The following is a 14,408-nucleotide window of genomic DNA, read 5'->3' as shown; positions in this document are numbered from 1 at the left end:
CCAGGTGTGTGGCATCGGCCGCTAGACTGCGGCATCGCCCATCGAGGATGTCGACGTGAACCCTTCACTACAGCTGAACCAGGCCAATTGGGACGAGCGCGCACCGCTGCACGCAGCCTCACAGGACTACCAGTTCGATCAGTACGTCCAACACCCTGCGCACCTGTCACAGACAGTTCAGTTCGACCTGCCGATGCTGGGCAATGTCGAGGGGCTGAGAGCGGTACACCTGCAGTGTCACGTCGGCACAGACACGCTCTCGCTTGCCCGGCTGGGCGCCGATGTGTGCGGCCTGGACTTCTCTGCGGCTTCCCTGGCGCAGGCCCAGCGGCTGGCGACCCTGTGCGCTACGCCCATCGACTACCATCAGGCCGATGTGTACGCCGCAGCCCTGGTGTTGCCAGCAGGTACGTTCGATCTGGTCTATACCGGCATCGGCGCCCTGTGCTGGCTGCCCCGTATTGCGCCGTGGGCACAAACCGTGGCGGCCCTGCTCAAGCCCGGCGGCCGGCTTTTCTTGCGCGAGGGGCACCCCATGCTCTGGGCGGTCAATGAGGGCCGTCAGGACCGCCTGCAGCTCGACTATCCCTACTTCGAATGTGAGCAGCCAACCGTGTGGCAGAGCGACGAGACCTATGTGGCCACCTCGCAGCGATTGACCAACACCCAGACCCATGAGTGGAATCACGGGCTGGGCGAGTTGATCACCGCGCTGATGGCCAACGGGTTGCAGCTGACAGCGCTGGTAGAACACCAAAGCGTGCCGTGGGAAGCGCTGCCGGGGCAAATGGCCAAGGGCCCGGACGGGGAGTGGCGACTGCGCGAGCAACCGGCCCGCCTGCCGTTGAGCTACACCCTGACAGCCGTCAAAACCTGATCAGGACAGATAGCCACCGTCGACGTTGAGCGCCGCCCCGGTCGTATAGCTGGAGGCGTCGCTTGCAAGGTACAGGACAGCCCCGGCCATTTCCTTCGGGTCTGCCACGCGTTTGAGGGGGATTTGCTGTAGCGCGGTATTGAGGATGGCTTCGTTTTTGACCAGTGCCGATGCAAACTTCGTGTCGGTCAGGCCCGGCAACAAGGCATTGCAGCGAATCCCGAACTGCGCACACTCCTTGGCAAACACCTTGGTCATGTTGATAACCGCCGCCTTGGTCACCGAATAGATGCCCTGGAACAGGCCAGGTGAAACGCCATTGATCGAGGCCACGTTGATGATGCTGCCGGCGCCGTGCTCGCGCATCAGCTTGCCTGCTTGCACCGACATGAAGAAATAGCCGCGAATGTTCACATCCACGGTTTTCTGGAATGCCGCCGGATCCGTGTCCAGCACATTGCAGAACTGCGGGTTGGTCGCGGCATTGTTCACGAGGATGTCCAGGCGTCCGAACTGCTCGCGTATACCGGCGAATACCTGCTGGATTTGCTCCAGTTCGCCGATGTGGCACGCCACTGCTGTGGCCTTGCCGCCGCCGGCGATGATGGCATCGGCAACGTGTTGGCAGCCCTCGAGCTTGCGGCTGGAGACGATCACATGTGCACCTTGCTGCGCCAGCAAGTGTGCAATCGCTTCGCCAATGCCTCGGCTGGCCCCGGAAACAAAAGCGATCTTGCCCTGAAGGTCGAACAGGTCGGTCTGCGGCATGCTGCTGGTCCCTTGTTGTCGTAAGGTGTGCTGGTGATCAGAGGCTGGACTTGGCAATGACCTGCAAGGTCATCTGCTCCAGCAGCCGGTTCATGTGAATGAACTGGGCGAAACGCTTGTCCTGGGTCTGGCCATGGAAATAACGGAAGTAGATCTGCTGGACGATGCCGGCCAGACGGAACAGACCGTAACAGTAGTAGAAATCGAAGTTGTCCAGGTCGACGCCTGCACGCTCGGCGTAATAGTCCACGAACTGGCGCCGGGTAAGCATGCCCGGCGCGTTGCTCGGCTGACGACGCATCAGTTGTACCGGCGCCGGGTCGTCTGCCTGGATCCAGTACGCCAGGCTGTTGCCCAGGTCCATCAGGGGGTCGCCCAAGGTGGCCATTTCCCAGTCCAGCACGCCAATGATGCGCATCGGGTTGTCGGCATCCAGGATGACATTGTCGAACCGGTAGTCGTTATGCACGATTGCAGGTGTGGCGTGGTCGGCAGGCATTTTCTCGCGCAACCAGGTTTTGACCTGCTCCCAGCGCGGGGCGTCGGGGGTCATGGCCTTGTCGTAGCGGCTGGCCCACCCTTCTATCTGGCGTTGCACGTAACCGTCCGGCTTGCCCAGGTCGCTCAAGCCGCAGGCGCTGTAGTCCACGCGATGCAAGTCCACCAGACGGTCAATGAAGCTTTTGCACAACGCCGTGGTGCGTGCAGCATCGAGATTAAGTGCAGTGGGGATGTCCGAGCGCAGAATGACCCCTTTGACGCGCTCCATGACGTAGAACTCACTGCCGATCAGGTGGCTATCGGTGCAGTACGCATAGGCCTTGGGGCAGTAGGGAAACCCATTGTTGAGCTGGTTGAGAATACGAAACTCACGCCCCATGTCGTGCGCCGACTTGGCTTTTTGCCCGAACGGCGGACGGCGCAAGACCAATTCTCGGTCAGCGTATTTGACCAGGTAGGTGAGGTTGGACGCACCACCCGGGAACTGGCTGACGGCGGGCGCACCGGTCAAGCCGTCAATGTGCGCCTTGAGGTAGCGGTCGATGGCTGCCAGGTCAAGCTCTTCGCCGGAACGTACTTGCGTGGACTCGTCGGTGAGCGTCATGGGTTTTCCTTATTCTCGGTCACGCGGACTATTTTGCAATCTAATGCTTGCGCTCGGTTGGGACAAGCGTCCCAGGTCGCTATTGGCCAGGGTGTTGCTGGTTGATCACCGCCTTTGATGCTTGCCGTGCCGGTATGCGCCGGACCAAAAAAAACCGAAGCCTTATGGGCTTCGGTTCAGGGTCATCCAGGGATGCTGCTCAGGATGGGAACAGTTCGCTGAGCTTCATCGACAGCATCATGTCGCCTTCCACGCGCAGCTTGCCGCCCATAAAAGCCTGCATACCGTCGGTTTCGCCGCTGACGATGCCCTTGAGTGTTTCGCTGTCCATTACCAACGTGCAGTTGGCGTCTGGATTCTCGCCTTCCTGCAGTTCGCAGGTGCCGTCCTTGACGATCAGGGCGTAGTGCTTGTCTTCATCGGTGATGTTGAAGCCGAATACCAGGTCCAGGCCTTGGGCAGCGGATGGGTTGAATTTCTCTTGCATCTTTTTGACGGCATCAGCTACGGAGGTCATGGCGCATTCCTTATAGAGTGATTTTCACGTCCCCGCAGGGACACAACAGGCCGGGCTCACCGGTAGGTGATGAGCTCCGGCGTCCTCAACAGTTGCACATGGGCTTGACTGTTGAAAGAAGCCAATGCCACGTCGCGGCCTCTGAACTTCAATTGGCTCAGCGACGTGTTGATTATCTGCCAGTTCAAGGCAAATGCCTGATCCGGGGTAATGCCTGAAACCAGGTGCAGCAAGGCGGCAATGGTGCCACCGGAGGTGAAAATGGCAATGTTGTCGCCACTGCCTGCGCTGTCCAGCACGCGGTTCAGCCCTTCGCGCACGCGGGCAGTGAACGCTTCCCAGGTTTCCAGCTTGTCGCTGCCATGGGTTCCTGCGTGCCAGCGTTGCACCATCAGCGCGAACAGGCGCTGAAATTCGCTGCGGTGCTGCGCGACGTTGCTCAGGATTGCTGGCGCGTTGGGCTCGTCTATCGACAAACCAGGTAACAGCGCACGGATCACCCCATCGGCGTCGAACTCGTTGAAAGCCGCGTCGGTCTCAACAGCCGGCACGGCGTTGCCACCGGCCTGCATTGCTTGAAGGGCGAGGCGGGCAGTGTCCTGCTGGCGACGCAGATCGCCCGCCACACATCGCTCCAGCCGTACCCCTAGCTGAGCAAGGTGCTCACCCAGCGCCTGACTCTGGCGCACGCCAACGGGCGACAGCACATCGTAGTCCTGTGCGCCGAAGGAGGCCTGGCCATGTCGAATCAGGTAGAGGTTGCCCACGAACGCTTCCGCCATTGAAGGTTGCTGCCGAGGTTAGGGTGCGGTGCACGGCGCTGTCAACGAAAAACATACAAGCGTTTGAAAAGGTCGTTTGAAAGGTATTGCCAGCGTTTACATCCCCTGGCAGCGCTTTAGGTGCACCGGTATGCTTGTACCATTCACGCGCCCTCTGGCGCAGCTATCGAAGGAGTCACCGTGGAGTTTCTTGCCGAATACGCAAGCTTTCTCGCCAAAACCGCCACCCTGGTCATCGCTGTTCTGATCGTGCTGTCGGCCATTGCCGGCTTGCGCGGTAAAGGGCGGCGCAAACCGGGTGGACAATTGCAGGTTACCCGCTTGAACGCGTTCTACAAGGACCTGCGCGAGCGGTTGGAATCAGGCCTGTTCGACAAGGCTCAGCTCAAGGCGTTACGCAAGCAGCAGGCCAAGGCCGAAAAGAAAACCCGCAAGGACACGGCAGGCGAAAAAGCCAGGGTCTTCGTGCTCGATTTCGACGGCGACATCAAGGCATCTGCGACTGAAAGCCTGCGCAACGAGATCACCGCACTGCTCACCCTCGCTACCCCTCAAGACGAGGTGGTGCTGCGTCTGGAAAGCGGGGGCGGGCTGGTGCATAGCTATGGCTTGGCTGCCTCCCAGCTGGCCCGCATTCGCCAGGCCGGCATCCCCTTGACGGTGTGCATCGACAAGGTGGCTGCAAGCGGCGGGTACATGATGGCCTGCATTGGCGAGAAGATCATCAGCGCACCTTTTGCGGTGCTCGGCTCCATCGGTGTCGTGGCACAGTTGCCCAACATCAATCGCCTGTTGAAGAAGCACGACATCGATGTCGAGATGCTGACTGCCGGTGAGTACAAGCGAACCCTCACCGTGCTGGGTGAAAACACCGAAAAGGGCAGGGAGAAGTTTCAGGAAGACCTGGATGTGACCCATCAACTGTTCAAGGACTTCGTCGCCCGCTACCGCCCCCAGCTGCATATTGATGAAGTAGCCACCGGTGAAGTGTGGCTGGGCATTGCAGCCCTGAACCGCAAGCTGGTGGATACGTTGCAGACCAGCGATGAATACCTCAGCGAGCGTGCGCGCAGTGCCAACCTGTTCCACCTGCACTTCGCAGAGCGCAAGAGCCTGCAGGAGCGTATTGGCATGGCGGCCAGCGGCACCGTGGAGAATACGCTGGTGGGGTTGTGGAGCAAACTTGGCCGCCTGCGCTAACACCTTGAACCTGCTGAAATTTTTTTTCGTTCAGGGGGTTGCACGGTTACGTGAATGTAGACATAATGGCGCCCATCGAAACGCAGCAAGCTTTAAAGGTGCGGTGTTTCGGGGAGATAGCGAAGCGTAAGCTGCTAGATCCTGACTTTGAGGCCGAGTAGCAAAGTGGTTATGCTCCGGATTGCAAATCCGTCTACGCCGGTTCGATTCCGACCTCGGCCTCCACCATTCGAAAGCCCCGCAGCCATTTAGGTTGCGGGGCTTTTTTAATGCCTATGGGTTTTGCCCTTCGGTTGCCATGGGTCGGATGTTGTTATTCATACCCAAGCCCGTGCAATTAAAAGATCAACGTTTGAACCCAGCATGATGTTGGGCTTCTTCGCTTCAAGCGGCAGGATTTTCCCGAGGCGTGCCCTTTGTTTCGAGTCATGAAAAGAAAAATCTCAAGGGCGCTGCGAAAGTGGGTCGTTTACCTTGTACTTGCAGGGCTGGCAGGCAACTCCAGTCGAGTGTTCGACCACTTGTCCGCCTTGAAGCCCTGGCGCGTGGCCAAGGGCTTTGCGGCGTATCTCATGACGACCCTGTAATACTGCTCTGCCGGCGCAGTGTGTCTACCCTTCAAACCAGTCGCTGGCCGGCAGCGTTCACGTCTGGTCGTTGGCCAAGGGCCCATGATGTAGCTAAGGTTCAGTACTCAACCCGCCCAAGGAACGTGCATGTGGTGGATCGGCCCCGAAAAATCCAGGTTCAAGATTCAGCGACGCATATCGGCCGTAGTTCTGGTATTGGCCGTGTTGTTTCTTGCCACTCAAATCGAAGCGTACATTCATGGCCAAGCCCCCCTGACAGACGTGCTGGGAGGACTGTTCCTGACCGCGCTGGGTGGCGGCATGCTTTACATGGCGGACAAGTGGTAACCCCGGTCATGTAAGGTGGCTGACGATACTGTATCTGCAACATCGAAGGTGCATGAGATCCGGACGTAGGTCCGCTCAAGGCGTCTGTTCGCACACCCAGTCCACGAAATTGCGAATCTTCGGTGAATCGTGACTCTGGGTTGCATAGGCCACGTAGTGAGCATCCGGGCTGGGTGCATAGTAGTGCAGGGGAATCAGCAAGGCGCCGCGCTGCAGTTCTTCTGTCACCATGAACCTGGGTACCAGGGCCACACCCAAGCCTGCGATCGCCGCGCGAATGCACAGGTCGAAGGTGTCGAACTGCGGGCCCCTGTAGCTGTTTCTGGACGTCATTGCCTGGGCGCCCAGCCAGTCATGCCACGCCTCGGGTCGCGAAACGCATTGCAAGAGCGTATGGCTGTGAATGTCATCGATAGCCTTCAGCGGCCGGTGCAGCAGCAGAGCAGGGGCGCACACGGGCACGACGTCTTCGCGAAACAGCTCGACGCATTGGGCGCCGGGCCAGGTGCCGCGTCCATAGAAGAATGCAACGTCCGCCTTGGCCTGCAACAGGTCGAATGGCTCCAGCTCATTGCGCACGCTTAGCCGTACGTGCGGGAACGCTGCGCTGAATGCCGGCAACCGAGGAATCAACCAGCGCGAGCCGAATGTCGGTTGGGTTGCGATTCTCAAGGTTTCTGCCTGGCCATCGAACGTCAGGATGAAGCGCGTCGAGATGTCCGTCTGGCTCAGAATCTTGCCGACTTCGCTCAGGTACAGCTCGCCCACGGCGGTCAGTTGCAAGCCGCCACGCAACCGATTGAACAGCCGGCGCTGCAACATCTGCTCAAGTTGAGCGACCTGCTTGCTGACGGCGCTTTGCGTCAGGTTCAGTTCACGGGCAGCGAGGGTGAAGCTGGCATGACGGGCAGTGGATTCAAAGCACTGCAGCGACATCATCGACGGAAGCAATTTCTTGTGCATGGCGTGCAGGCATCACCTAAAACTATGGCCAGGCAGGCCGGACGAGCCGCCTGGGCCAGGGCGGCTGGGCGGTCGGCCAATCTATGCGCTGGTCGCCGGGATTTCAAGCGCGTGCAGGCAGGACGCGATGGATTGCGCCTGGGCCTGGGCGTACAGAGTCGTCTCGTCGATCACGCGAGCGCCCAGCGCTGCCTCCAGCTGCTGCTGGTTACCTTGCGTCATGGCCTCGGCCTTGGCGCTTTCGCCGAGGTTGGACTGAAAGATCCCGGCAGCGCTCACAGGCAGGAAGTCCTCATACACCAATGGCTCGAAGCCGACCGCACCTTGTTCGATCAGTGCTTCCAGATTTGTCCCACGCGCTTTGGTCGCATCCCTCACGTAGTAATTGAAGTATGCGAGCTTGTGCGTGCGAAGCGAGGCGTAGTCGTCAGGAAACGCGCTGAATACCGCCTTGAGTATCTGCGCGTACTGCTCGGCATTGTCCGCGCAGGGTGCCGCGCCCAAGGATTGCCGGGCTTGGCTCAACAGCCGGTCATACAGCGCTTTGCCCGCAGGTGTCAGCGCCGCGCCTCGTTGCTCGATTTCTCCGAAGCGAGCCGTGTGATGCCCCGGGGCTCCGTCACCACCAGCGAAGGTCACCGCTTCCTGCAAGGCCTTGAAGCTTGTCTGACGCAACAGGATCGGGCATTGGCGCGGCGGTGGCCCTTCGATGACTGCCTTGGGGGTCATGCCGCGCGAGCGCATCTGGGCCTGCGCGCGGTCGATGTCGAGCGTGCGGGGCGTAAGGTGGTTGATGTGCGGCCCACGAAACGCCACCACGTCAGCGATCAGGCGATGCTGGTCATGCAGAGCGCGGTATTGCTGGGCGCTGACCGTCGCGCTCTGGTGCCAACGAAAGGTTTCCAGCGCCTCTTGGACGAACGCTTGAGCGTCCGTATCGGTAAGCCCGCCGTCACGTTCGTGGCGATCGATGAGCGCCAGTACACCAGGGGTGAAAATGGTCCGCTCGTTCAGCAACTGGCAGGCCTGTTCACGCAGTTGTGGGTCTTCGATCAATTCGAGCCGCAACAGCGAGGTAAACACCCTGAACGGATTGGCGCGCAGCGATGCGGCCTCGATCGGTCGGAACGCGGTAGCATGCACCGGCACGGCGGCGATGCTCAGGTCGTAGTAGCCAACTGGTGACATGCCCATGACCGCGAACAGTCGGCGCAAGCCTTGCAGCTCCTCGGCCGTTCCAACACGGATAGCGCCATGGCGTTCCACGCTCAGGCGTTGCTCGTCACCGCTGCTACGCAGTCGTTCTGCCAACGCGGGCTGGGCGGCCAGGGTCTGGGTATTGACCTCGGCGACCAGGTCCAGCAAATCGCCATACAGCGGTACCTCCTGCTTGTACATCGCTGACAGGGCGGTACTGAAAAGCGCACGGATTGCGTCGGGGTGCATGAAACGGACCGGGTCCATGGTGAGCCTCCTGGGAAATTCGAGGCCTGCATTGATCACGGTGACGCGCCGTCCTGGCAAACGAATTAACCGAATCGCTGCCTGACTTTTTCGCATGCCTGGCCTCAGGTACATGCACCTGCTGTACCACGGCATGCCGAGTCGTCAGCGACAGCGGCTTGCGCCTTGCAAACCAGGCCATTCCTATCGGGAATGCAGGCCCGATATTTTTTCGTTTGCGTGAATACAGGTTTTACCGCAGGTTGTGACGGCCTTTGGCGGTGGGCTGTGCCCGCCGCTCGCGCTGTTGCCGCAGCGCCGTGTAGTGCCGGAACAGGCACGCCGTAACCCGCCATAATAAGGATAAAACATGCACAACCCTAACCCCGCCGGGGTCACCGCCGCGTCCACCGAGCGGACCTGGATCACAGCCTTCGTGTTTTGCTTCCTGACGATGGTCATTGATGGCGCCGATGTCATGATCCTGGCCTATAGCCTGGCCACGCTCAAAACGGAATTCGGCCTGACTGGCCTGCAGGCTGGCATGCTCGGCAGTTGCACCCTGGCCGGCATGGCTGTTGGGGGTATCTATGGGGGGTGGGCGACCGACCGTCTCGGGCGGGTACGTACCGTGGTGCTCAGTGTGCTGCTGTTCAGCCTTGGTACGGGGCTGTTGGGCTTTACCGAGAACTATGTGCAGTTTGCGATTATTCGCTTTGTCTCGGCCCTGGGCCTCGGTTCGGTGTACGTTGCATGTAATACACTCATGGCCGAGTACGTACCTACCCGGTTTCGAAATACCGTTCTTGGCAGCCTGCAAGCGGGCTGGTCGGTCGGCTATATCGTTGCAACGCTGCTCGCTGCCTGGATATTGCCAAGCTACGGCTGGCGCACGTTGTTCTTCGTGGGCGTCACGCCGGTGATTCTGGCCCTGCTGATGCACAAGATGGTGCCGGAACCTTCTACCTGGACCCGTCTGCAGAGTGCTGATCGCGCAGAGCGCAAGGCGCGTGAGCGCGTAGAGGGCGGCAAGTACAAACAGATCTTCGCCAACCCCAATGCCGCAAAGATGTTCGTCCTTTGGTCACTGACCGCCGGCTTCCTGCAGTTCGGTAACTACGGTGTCAACAACTGGATGCCCAGCTACCTGGAAACCGAGCTGGGCATGGCGTTCAAGCAGATGACCACGTTCCTGGTCGGCACCTACACCGCTTCGATCCTCGGCAAGGTCATCGCCGGCATGGCGGCGGACAAGTTTGGGCGGCGCAAAGTATTTGCCGCTGGTTGCCTGGGCACGGCGCTGTTCCTGCCGATCATCGTGCTGTTCAACCAGCCGGAAAACATTCTCTGGCTATTGATCGTCTTCGGCTTCCTCTATGGCGTGCCCTACAGCGTCAACGCCACGTACATGACGGAAAGCTTCGAGGCCAAGTTCCGTGGCTCTGCGGTTGGCGGGGCCTACAATATCGGGCGTATTGGTGCAGCGGTCTCGCCGGCTGCCATTGGCTTCTTCGCCAGCCAGGGCTCGATCGGTGTCGGTTTTCTGATCGTTGGTGCTGCGTATTTCCTTTGCGGCATGATTCCGCTGCTGTGCATCCGCGAGAAGCAATTCGACCCGGCTCGTGAATGATCGGTGATAGCCGATAGGGGCGGGGCGCTTGCTAGGCAAACCTTGACTCACGTTTTGAAGAAATGACCACGTGCATTCACCGCTTTCGCTAAATGTGTGCCGTACGCAAAGGCCTGAGAGTCCTGAGTCCGCCAGAAAACGCCGTCTGTAAAAGCGGCGTTCGTGTTCGGTAAGCTTGACGATCCTGGGTTAGATCACCGTATCTGCAATTATCTGGACCAGCTGATCAGTACTTGCCCTTGGGACTTTTCTCGAACTTCCATCCTGTCATTTTTTTCGCTGCCAGGAAACTCTCGCAGTTGGCAATGAATTCCTTGCGGTTGGCTTCCTTTGACAAACTGGCAAGGTTTTTTTCGTACAGCTGCGGGCCACAGTTGTCTGCCGTTGGCTCGGGAACTTTTTCTTCGGTGCAGCCTGCCAGCAGGGTAATCAACCCAACAAGCGGGAGGAGGTGGGAACGTTTGCGGTCCATGACGTATCCTTCGTCGGTCTTTTTCAAAGTGCGTGCAAGCTGTTTGCTACCCAGCCTGCGGGTGCGCAGGCTATCACGCTAGCTGTGTTATTTGGCTCGCACACCCCCGCATGACGTTCTATTCAGAACTCGAGATCACCCTGCCTGCTCTCTTCGGCAGTCGGCCTTATCAATTGCGCACCCTGATTACGAACATTGCCAACGGCCTTGTCGACCGGATGCCAGCGAAAGTCAGTGGCCGGACGGCAGCCTGCCGCCACGATCGCCTCGGCGCGCTGCGCTGAAGTGGCAGGGTCTAACCACTCCCTGGCAAGGTGCGGTGCCAACACCAGGGGCTTTCGGTCATGAATATCGATCAAGCCTTGGTCAGCGGCTGCCGTGATGATCACGAAACCATCGCGCTCGTCCGGCTCAAGGGTCTGGTGAACTTCGGCAAGCGCGGCAAAGTAGAGCGGTGCACCATCAGCGCTGGTGATGTAGTAAGGTTGCTTGCGCTTGGGGTTTTGCGCATCTGGCAGCCATTCAAACCAGCCATTGGCGGGGGCGAGCGCTCGTGCATGTGGCCACAGACCCTTGAAGAACTTGCCCGTGGTTACGGTTTCGGCCCGGGCATTGATGGGGTCGAGTCGCTTGCCTTTGGCCCAGTGAGGCGACCATCCCCACTTCACTTTGTCTACATGCAGGCCATCCTCAGCCTGGCGTATAACTTCGACACGGGTAGAAGGCGCCACGTTATAGCGATCAATCGGTTCATGGTCATAGCCGTTGATCACGACCAGATCCAGTGCCAGTTGTCGCAAGTAGTGATCCATCGACTCGTAGATCGAGTAGCGTCCGCACATGTATCCACCTCTCGTCCGTCAGAAATTCACACGTTCAGGATTGACCCATTCGCCGATGCCAGTTTAACTGTATATGCATACAGTTTGCATTGGACTTTCTCTCATGACCATCACCTTCCTGGGCGCGCCATGTGGCAGCTCTGAACCACTCCCGATTTATTCGTACTACGTTCCGGCCGGTTTTCCATCGCCTGCCGCGGATCATCTTGAAGGCCACATATCCCTTGATGAGCTATTCGACATCCGCGCACCGCATGTGTATCTGGTGAAAGTGGAGGGTGACAGCATGCAAGGCGCTGGCATCTATTCGGGCGACATCGTGGTGGTGGACCGGGGGCGCGAGGCCGAGCACGGGGATATCGTGATTGCGGCCATCAACTGTGAGCCAGTGTGCAAACGCCTGCACCGACGTGACGGTGTGGTGATCTTGAAGTCTGAGAACCGAGCCTACCCGCCGCGCTATGTCATGGAGGGTGATGATCTGCTCATTTGGGGCGTGGTGCGCTATAGCGTCCGCGATCATGCGCAGTGAGCCGATATTCGCGCTGATCGACTGCAACGCGTTCTACGCCAGCTGTGAGCGCGTATTTCGGCCCGATCTGGCGAAGACGCCGATCGTGGTGCTGAGCAACAACGACGGCTGCGTCATTGCCCGGTCCTATGACGCCAAGCCATTCGTGAAAATGGGCGAGCCTTATTTTCAGGCGCGGGAAAAACTCCGCCGGCACGGTGTCGTGGCATTCAGTAGCAATTACGCGTTGTATGGCGACATGAGCGAGCGGGTGATGACGCTGATCGAATCGATGGTGCCTGCTACCGAGGTCTACAGCATCGACGAATGTTTTGCTGAGCTCACTGGCATGGCCCAGGACCTGACGCTGTTCGGGCACCGGCTGCGCTTGCGCATCGCCCAGTGCACCGGCATTCCTGTCGGTGTGGGTATCGCACGCACCAAGACCCTGGCCAAGCTGGCCAACCACACTGCCAAGCGGCTGCAGAGCCACACTGGCGGCGTGGTGGACATCACCGACCCGGTCAAACGGGACTGGGTGCTGCGCAATACCGCGGTCAAGGAGGTGTGGGGCATCGGGCGCAAGATGACCGCGCACCTGGAGGCCATGGGCATTCGTACGGCAATGGATTTGGCCCGCGCCGATGCCTGGACGTTGCGACAGCGCTTCAACGTGTTGGTGGAAAAAACGGCCAGGGAACTGGCGGGCACTCCTTGCCTGGAACTGGACGATGTCGATCCGCCCAAGCAGGAAATCTGCAGCAGCCGCATGTTCGGCATGCGCCTGAGCGAGCTGGCGCCGATCAAGCAGGCGGTGGCCACCTATGTCGGCCGTGCTGCCGAAAAGCTCAGGGCCCAGGGGTCGGTGTGCAAGCGCATGCGGGTGAGCATCCGCACGGGCATGTTCAACCCGAACGAGGTGCACCATGCCCAAGGCGCATGGGTGGAGCTTCCCTATCCGACCTGCGACACGCTGCTGCTGACCCGATTGGCTACCGATGCCGTGGAGCGGATCTTCCGGCCGGGGCTTCGTTACAGCAAGGCGGAGGTGTTGCTGATGGACCTGCGTCAGCCGGGTGATTTTTCGGGTGACTTGTTCGCCCCCAGGCAATCGGCAGCCTGTGATCGGCTCATGGAAGTAATGGACAGTATCAATGAGCGTTGGGGCAGGGGGACGGTCCGTGCGGCCAGCGTGCCAGCCGCACCGGACTGGGGCATGAAACGGGAGATGATGAGCCAGTCCTACACCACCCGAATCGATCAGCTATGGACTATCAGGGGTTGAGCGGGAGGCGGCTCGACATCGGCAAACTGGCGCGGCTGAAGCTTATGGTTGCCGGATTGTCTGACAATGGCGATTGCGCCCGCAGTTTTGTCCGTTCATGCCTGTAAAAAACGATCAACGCCGTGTCGCAATAATCGCTTTCTTTCAGATTTGACTGATATATTTCGCCCCTTGCCGCAGTGTGGCTCAATATTCAGCAGGTTTTAATGAAACACGTTAGCGCGTCTGGCCTTGAGGCCTCTCATCCACCGGTGCAGGCCATTCTGAGTGCTCCTGGGGTGTGGGTAGAGCCGCCAAATATCCGCAGGGGCGGCGAGAGCGGTGTATTGAAGGTCGAGCTCGACGGCTTCACGTTCTACAAGAAGCAGCAGGTCGGCCATATCTATCGCAGCCTGGTCCACCCGTTCGGCTATCCGACGGTGGCCCGCGAGGCCAAGGCGCTGCGCGCCGCTGCAGCGCTGGGCGTCGCTACGCCGTTACTGCTGCACAGTGACGTCCACAAGCAGGACGGTGAGTGGCGAGCGGTGATGGTCACGGCAGGGCTGGACGGGTATGTATCGCTTGAAGACTTCTACCGCCAGGGCTTGGACAAGACCATCGAGCCCAAGCTACACCACGACATTCTCGAGGCGTATGGGCGTGCGCTGGCCACGCTGAATCTCGGGCGTTGGCAGCATGGTTGCCTGTATTTGAAGCATGTGTTCGTCGCCTTCGACGAGTCTGGCATCAAGATCGCGCTGCTGGATTTCGAAAAGGCCAGGCAGCGGCTGACCGCGATGAAAGCTAGCCGTCACGACTTACGACAGGTCAAGCGCAGGTCTGACTGGGCAACGACCGAATGGGAGGCGTTTTGCAGGGGGTATCGGCAAGTGTTCGGCATGGAAGTGGAGCGATTTCTCTGACGCCATGTTAGAAGTGTCAGGGGCTCCGAAGCGTTGATGCCACTGGCAGAAGGTGACTTCGCTTACAGACGTTCTTCAGCGCGGGGCGGGGTCGCTTACAGCGCTCGAGAAGGGTCTGAAAAAAGCTGTAAAACCTAGTCCCAGGTCAATTTTTCGGCCTGACGCCTCCCGTAGTCTGTCTGTCTTTCAATCAC

General features: G+C 59.5%; 15 protein-coding genes and 1 tRNA gene. 8 read left to right on the top strand and 8 right to left on the bottom strand.

Translation table 11 applies throughout. The features are described 5' to 3' along the window. Positions 1 to 55: 55 nt before the first annotated feature. Positions 56 to 877, top strand: coding sequence for a bifunctional 2-polyprenyl-6-hydroxyphenol methylase/3-demethylubiquinol 3-O-methyltransferase UbiG (locus CWR53_RS13570; RefSeq protein ID WP_100851843.1), 822 nt, complete (start codon positions 56 to 58; stop codon positions 875 to 877). On the opposite strand, the gene CWR53_RS13565 is transcribed toward CWR53_RS13570, so the two are convergent. The 4 genes from CWR53_RS13565 to CWR53_RS13550 form a co-directional block, all read right to left on the bottom strand. Beyond that, entirely contained in the window at positions 878 to 1,645 is a 768-nt protein-coding gene (locus CWR53_RS13565) for an SDR family oxidoreductase (RefSeq protein WP_100851842.1), read from the bottom strand. A gap of 37 nt (positions 1,646 to 1,682) precedes the next feature. Continuing rightward, complete coding sequence (locus CWR53_RS13560; protein WP_100851841.1) at positions 1,683 to 2,750, bottom strand: phosphotransferase family protein; 1,068 nt, start codon at positions 2,748 to 2,750, stop codon at positions 1,683 to 1,685. Between the two features lie 199 nt (positions 2,751 to 2,949). Beyond that, on the bottom strand, positions 2,950 to 3,267 hold the full coding sequence (locus CWR53_RS13555) for an SCP2 sterol-binding domain-containing protein (RefSeq protein ID WP_058637884.1): 318 nt from the start codon (positions 3,265 to 3,267) through the stop codon (positions 2,950 to 2,952). Between the two features lie 56 nt (positions 3,268 to 3,323). Next, positions 3,324 to 4,034, bottom strand: coding sequence for a histidine phosphatase family protein (locus CWR53_RS13550; protein WP_100852652.1), 711 nt, complete (start codon positions 4,032 to 4,034; stop codon positions 3,324 to 3,326). A 195-nt stretch (positions 4,035 to 4,229) separates the two neighbouring features. On the opposite strand from CWR53_RS13550, the gene sohB reads away from it, so the two are divergent. The 3 genes from sohB (at position 4,230) to CWR53_RS13535 (ending at position 6,166) form a co-directional block, all read left to right on the top strand. Further along, positions 4,230 to 5,249 (top strand): protease SohB, encoded by a 1,020-nt coding sequence (sohB, locus tag CWR53_RS13545; RefSeq protein WP_100851840.1) that lies wholly within the window; start codon positions 4,230 to 4,232, stop codon positions 5,247 to 5,249. Positions 5,250 to 5,400: 151 nt separating this feature from the next. Beyond that, a tRNA-Cys gene (locus CWR53_RS13540) sits at positions 5,401 to 5,474 on the top strand. Positions 5,475 to 5,965: 491 nt separating this feature from the next. After that, positions 5,966 to 6,166 carry a hypothetical protein gene (locus tag CWR53_RS13535; protein ID WP_100851839.1) on the top strand — a complete coding sequence of 67 codons (201 nt, stop codon included), beginning with the start codon at positions 5,966 to 5,968 and terminating at the stop codon, positions 6,164 to 6,166. A gap of 75 nt (positions 6,167 to 6,241) precedes the next feature. Here the strand turns inward: CWR53_RS13535 and CWR53_RS13530 are convergent, their stop codons facing one another. Continuing rightward, positions 6,242 to 7,129, bottom strand: coding sequence for a LysR family transcriptional regulator (locus CWR53_RS13530; RefSeq protein ID WP_058637829.1), 888 nt, complete (start codon positions 7,127 to 7,129; stop codon positions 6,242 to 6,244). 81 nt (positions 7,130 to 7,210) lie between these two features. Then, the gene (locus tag CWR53_RS13525; RefSeq protein ID WP_100851838.1) at positions 7,211 to 8,593 is read right to left on the bottom strand and encodes a VOC family protein; all 1,383 of its coding nucleotides are present in this window, start codon (positions 8,591 to 8,593) and stop codon (positions 7,211 to 7,213) included. Between the two features lie 349 nt (positions 8,594 to 8,942). Between CWR53_RS13525 and CWR53_RS13520 the strand changes: the two genes are divergently transcribed. Further along, positions 8,943 to 10,202: an MFS transporter gene (locus tag CWR53_RS13520; RefSeq protein WP_058603394.1), complete on the top strand. Its 1,260-nt coding sequence runs from the start codon at positions 8,943 to 8,945 to the stop codon at positions 10,200 to 10,202. Positions 10,203 to 10,428: 226 nt separating this feature from the next. Here the strand turns inward: CWR53_RS13520 and trbK are convergent, their stop codons facing one another. Beyond that, positions 10,429 to 10,674, bottom strand: a complete 246-nt coding sequence (trbK, locus tag CWR53_RS13515; RefSeq protein ID WP_058603393.1) for an entry exclusion lipoprotein TrbK — start codon at positions 10,672 to 10,674, stop codon at positions 10,429 to 10,431. A gap of 122 nt (positions 10,675 to 10,796) precedes the next feature. After that, positions 10,797 to 11,516: an SOS response-associated peptidase family protein gene (locus CWR53_RS13510; RefSeq protein ID WP_100851837.1), complete on the bottom strand. Its 720-nt coding sequence runs from the start codon at positions 11,514 to 11,516 to the stop codon at positions 10,797 to 10,799. Between the two features lie 103 nt (positions 11,517 to 11,619). On the opposite strand from CWR53_RS13510, the gene CWR53_RS13505 reads away from it, so the two are divergent. The 3 genes from CWR53_RS13505 (at position 11,620) to CWR53_RS13495 (ending at position 14,214) form a co-directional block, all read left to right on the top strand. Further along, complete coding sequence (locus tag CWR53_RS13505) at positions 11,620 to 12,048, top strand: LexA family transcriptional regulator (RefSeq protein ID WP_058603391.1); 429 nt, start codon at positions 11,620 to 11,622, stop codon at positions 12,046 to 12,048. After that, positions 12,038 to 13,312, top strand: coding sequence for a translesion error-prone DNA polymerase V subunit UmuC (umuC, locus tag CWR53_RS13500; RefSeq protein WP_100851836.1), 1,275 nt, complete (start codon positions 12,038 to 12,040; stop codon positions 13,310 to 13,312). The genes CWR53_RS13505 and umuC overlap by 11 nt, the downstream gene beginning before the upstream one ends. Positions 13,313 to 13,518: 206 nt before the next feature. Next, positions 13,519 to 14,214, top strand: coding sequence for a lipopolysaccharide kinase InaA family protein (locus CWR53_RS13495; protein WP_100851835.1), 696 nt, complete (start codon positions 13,519 to 13,521; stop codon positions 14,212 to 14,214). Positions 14,215 to 14,408 lie beyond the last annotated feature (194 nt).

The sequence above is a fragment of the Pseudomonas sp. SGAir0191 genome, from assembly GCF_002812565.2.
GTDB classification, from domain to species: domain Bacteria; phylum Pseudomonadota; class Gammaproteobacteria; order Pseudomonadales; family Pseudomonadaceae; genus Aquipseudomonas; species Aquipseudomonas parafulva_B.
The sequence above is the reverse complement of the archived record's forward strand: the minus strand, read 5'-3'. Positions and strand labels throughout refer to the sequence as shown.

What these genes read in the sequence shown, in the direction of transcription:
- CWR53_RS13565 (WP_100851842.1), bottom strand. Translation starts at nt 1,645, where the DNA reads ATGCCGCAGACCGACCTGTTCGACCTTCAGGGCAAGATCGCTTTTGTT.
- CWR53_RS13560 (WP_100851841.1), bottom strand. Translation starts at nt 2,750, where the DNA reads ATGACGCTCACCGACGAGTCCACGCAAGTACGTTCCGGCGAAGAGCTT.
- CWR53_RS13555 (WP_058637884.1), bottom strand. Translation starts at nt 3,267, where the DNA reads ATGACCTCCGTAGCTGATGCCGTCAAAAAGATGCAAGAGAAATTCAAC.
- CWR53_RS13535 (WP_100851839.1), top strand. Translation starts at nt 5,966, where the DNA reads ATGTGGTGGATCGGCCCCGAAAAATCCAGGTTCAAGATTCAGCGACGC.
- CWR53_RS13530 (WP_058637829.1), bottom strand. Translation starts at nt 7,129, where the DNA reads ATGCACAAGAAATTGCTTCCGTCGATGATGTCGCTGCAGTGCTTTGAA.
- CWR53_RS13525 (WP_100851838.1), bottom strand. Translation starts at nt 8,593, where the DNA reads ATGGACCCGGTCCGTTTCATGCACCCCGACGCAATCCGTGCGCTTTTC.
- CWR53_RS13520 (WP_058603394.1), top strand. Translation starts at nt 8,943, where the DNA reads ATGCACAACCCTAACCCCGCCGGGGTCACCGCCGCGTCCACCGAGCGG.
- trbK (WP_058603393.1), bottom strand. Translation starts at nt 10,674, where the DNA reads ATGGACCGCAAACGTTCCCACCTCCTCCCGCTTGTTGGGTTGATTACC.
- CWR53_RS13510 (WP_100851837.1), bottom strand. Translation starts at nt 11,516, where the DNA reads ATGTGCGGACGCTACTCGATCTACGAGTCGATGGATCACTACTTGCGA.
- CWR53_RS13505 (WP_058603391.1), top strand. Translation starts at nt 11,620, where the DNA reads ATGACCATCACCTTCCTGGGCGCGCCATGTGGCAGCTCTGAACCACTC.
- umuC (WP_100851836.1), top strand. Translation starts at nt 12,038, where the DNA reads ATGCGCAGTGAGCCGATATTCGCGCTGATCGACTGCAACGCGTTCTAC.
- CWR53_RS13495 (WP_100851835.1), top strand. Translation starts at nt 13,519, where the DNA reads ATGAAACACGTTAGCGCGTCTGGCCTTGAGGCCTCTCATCCACCGGTG.